The organism is Bacillus sp. 220_BSPC (genome assembly GCF_001054655.1).
Classification (GTDB): Bacteria; Bacillota; Bacilli; order Bacillales; family DSM-1321; genus Peribacillus; species Peribacillus frigoritolerans.
Genome location: NZ_JVPL01000153.1, coordinates 1 through 2505 on the forward strand (window position 1 = coordinate 1; position 2505 = coordinate 2505).

4 protein-coding genes are annotated in these 2505 nt (G+C 32.7%); all 4 read left to right on the top strand.

The genetic code is table 11. The annotated features are described in order from the left end of the window. Nucleotides 1-240: RNA polymerase sigma factor (locus tag ADA55_RS10070; RefSeq protein ID WP_048682908.1), on the top strand; the 240-nt coding region annotated here is incomplete at its 5' end. Next, nucleotides 224-1303 carry a DUF4030 domain-containing protein gene (locus tag ADA55_RS10075; RefSeq protein WP_048682911.1) on the top strand — a complete coding sequence of 360 codons (1080 nt, stop codon included), beginning with the start codon at nt 224-226 and terminating at the stop codon, nt 1301-1303. The genes ADA55_RS10070 and ADA55_RS10075, both read left to right, overlap by 17 nt. A 210-nt stretch (nt 1304-1513) precedes the next feature. Then, nucleotides 1514-1981, top strand: a complete 468-nt coding sequence (locus ADA55_RS10080) for a hypothetical protein (RefSeq protein ID WP_048682914.1) — start codon at nt 1514-1516, stop codon at nt 1979-1981. A gap of 282 nt (nt 1982-2263) precedes the next feature. Next, the coding region (locus ADA55_RS10085; RefSeq protein WP_048682918.1) for an IS110 family transposase at nt 2264-2505 on the top strand (242 nt) is incomplete at its 3' end.

The window sequence follows — 2505 nt, forward strand, 5'->3', positions numbered from 1 at the left end:
CCTGAAGAAATGATTCGAATAAAAGAGGAATCATCTGAACTATATAAAGCGTTAGGGGAAATCAAAGATACATATCGAATGGTGATCGTTTTAAGAAAAATCAAAGGTTTTTCCATTGAGGATACAGCAAAGATATTGAGTTGGTCTGAGAGTAAAGTTAAATCAACTCTTTTTAGAGCTATTCCAGCATTAAAAAAACAACTAATAAAGGAGGGGTATTTGGATGAAAAAACAATATGAAGATACTGATTTAGATATCTCCTTAAAGAAGTTAAATGCCGATCTAATGTGGAAAACAAAGCAAAAACAAGAACTGAAAAAACGAATCATTTCTGATATTGAAAAGTTGGAGTCCCAAGAGAGAAATAAGCACCCTATCAAATTAAGTTGGATCAGGAAGTTAACATACTCTGGTATCGCGTTGGTCATATTATTTAGTTTATTTATTGGCGCAGCTTTTATCTCCCCTGCAATGGCAGAGGTTATGTCAAAAATCCCTTATTTAAATAAAGTGTTACATACAAAAGATATTTTTATATCGATACAAGAAAGATTAGAGAACGAGGGTTATAAAACTAGAATAGGTACTAATGGAGATAACAAAATAGAAATAAGAGTAGATGGGTCAGAGGAATATTTTCAGGATGTACGTAAAGATGTAGAAGAAACTGCCTTGGAGGTATTAAGGTCGAGAGAATATGACGGTTATACAATCAAGGTAATTAAAAACAAGGTCATGGATGAAGAAAAACCAAGTCCAGAAACAATAAAGAAATATGAAGAAGCTTCAAAAGTTCAAAGAGCTTTGGATCAAGAATTGAAAAAACATAATTATCATGATGTTACTACCCAAGTGGGTACACTGAATAATTCAGGTGATTTAATTATTAATATTGGGATACCTACTACTGAAAAAGATGCTGAAAATATAAAAGAACTGGTTCAAAATGTAATAACGAAAGAAACGGATCAGAAATATACATTAAAGTTCAACAAAATTAACTTAAAAATAAGAGAGCAGGAGAATAGGTGGGGCAGAGTCATAAGTACAATTATTGATGGGCTGTATAGCAAAAAAGAATATCAGGTAAACGGTTTTTCTTTTTCAGCGCATCCTCAGCCGATGACCTTATATATTAAAACCACTATATCTTCTTCTAATCCGGATAGTAAACAACTTGGATCTAAAGTTGAAAATACAATTAGGGACTTTTTAGAATCGGAAGAGGTTAAAAAGACCATAAAAGATGATGAATATAAAATCATTGTCTATAGTAAAGATAAGCAGCAAATAAATTATTAACACCATACTAATGTAAACTAGCATGCTTATTTTTTAAAAAGCTAACCTGGTGCGTTAGCTGAGGATCGGAGCTGTCTTTAAGGCAGCTTTTTCTTATGGAACCATCGGGGCAGGTTAGTTAATTGTGAATACATTCCATTTTTATAAATAATTGTTATAATGAAATAGAATATTTTTTAGGAAGGTTGTTGTTCAAGGTGGAGTATAGTTATGAAATCTAAAAAGACAGTATTAATTATAGCTTTGGGTATTATTTGTATAGCTATCTTTATAAATCTATTAAAGAAAGATTTATGGGATGTAAACGAAGAGTTGTTAAAAGAAGAAGTGTTATCAATTGGACATTCCGTTGAAACAATAAATTTATTAGAAGTAACACCGTTTGACTGGGATGTAGTATATTCCTTTGAACCATATACCCCGTCAGAACATATATATGAAACGGTAGGTTATAAATGGGATACTATTAACGCAACTGTAAATGAAGGAATGAATCAAATTGTATTCTTGAACGATGGAAAAGTGGTCTGCTATTTATATGGTTATCCTGAGAATAATGGATACGGTATATCTTTTGAATCTGAGAATTATAAAGATGCAGTTTATATGCTTAATAGTAAGGATGATTTAAATTTTCAAGTAGAACGAAGAAACAGTGTTGTTTATTTGAGAAGCTAAGCAAGGATATGATTTCTTCAACTAACAGGTGCTTTACTCAAATAAGGGAGTTGCATTGGCAGCTCTTGTTCTTATATTTGTGAAGAAATGTACTAAAAATAACGGGTGCGTTAGCTGAAGATCGGAGCTGTCTTTAAGGCAGCTTTTTTTATGGAACTAACGGGGCAGCATTCCTGTAATAACTGAAAATGAGGTTTGAACGAAAAAAGACCTCTTGATAAGATGAATGTGTCCTGAGCTGGCCAGCTAAAAAGGACAATACATCTATTTGGAGGTCTCACATTGAATTATAACCAAAATCATAAAATCTCTCAAATTACTTCTGAAACCTTAATTGTCGGAGTAGATATAGCCAAGCACAATCATGTCGCGAGAGCACAAGATTTTAGAGGATTGGAATTGGGTAAAACGTGTTTCTTTGAAAATACGAAAGCAGGATTTCATTCGTTTCTAGATTGGATTACCCAACTTGTTAAAGGGTGTAAGTTAAATCAAGTGATTGTAGGCATGGAGCCAACCGGTCA